Annotated in this window: 1 protein-coding gene; it reads right to left on the bottom strand. The window is 52.9% G+C overall.

What is annotated here, in order from left to right; all coding sequences use genetic code 11:
- Nucleotides 1-337 precede the first annotated feature (337 nt).
- Nucleotides 338-609 (bottom strand): transposase (locus A7D27_RS26890; protein WP_139134215.1); only part of this gene is annotated, 272 nt, incomplete at its 5' end.

Below are 609 nucleotides of genomic sequence, written 5' to 3'. Positions count from 1 at the left end.
GACTTACTTGTGGATGCATGTCTTCCTCAGAAGAGAATTGGTCTAATTGGCGGCAATTTGTAGTTTGGGCATCGCTGATTATGGATGCTTGCTTTCTGATTGAATCGTGTAATCGCGCTTTGTGCGGCAGCCACGTCTTGTTCACTGGCTGATAGGCCGTAGAGTTCAAGGATAAATGCCCTTGTGGCAAGAAAATTTTTCTGGGCTACGTAGCAGCCATCGTCTCCACTGGGGTCGTCTTTCGAGCACTGCCCTGTAGGCTGTTTCGGCGGGGGGAATAATGGTACGACGTTGGATTTTTGGCCAATGGATGGGTAGTAAGCACTAATCGGAGTAATTAGGTTCTGTACGAAAAGTACTGCCGCAGGCATCGCAGCGTGCAAGCCAGCGTGACCATTGCGGCAAAACTCCTGGCGAGCTTGTCGTAACGGGTGCCAATTCTCCGGCTCTCTTTTAGCCAGCCAAACATCCGCTCGATGATGTTCCGCTGCCGGTATTTCGGACGATCAAACAGTCGGGGTAGTCCTGGCTTGGGTTTGCGCTTCATGGTGCGCCGCGGAATCACCGGCTGCATGCGGTAGCGGTCGCAGTACTGGCGCAGATGCTCAG

It is taken from the genome of Pseudomonas sp. 1D4, from assembly GCF_001728925.1.
In the GTDB taxonomy this organism is placed as follows: domain Bacteria; phylum Pseudomonadota; class Gammaproteobacteria; order Pseudomonadales; family Pseudomonadaceae; genus Metapseudomonas; species Metapseudomonas otitidis.
Note: the sequence above shows the minus strand (reverse complement) of the source record. Positions and strands in the feature narration are given on the sequence as shown.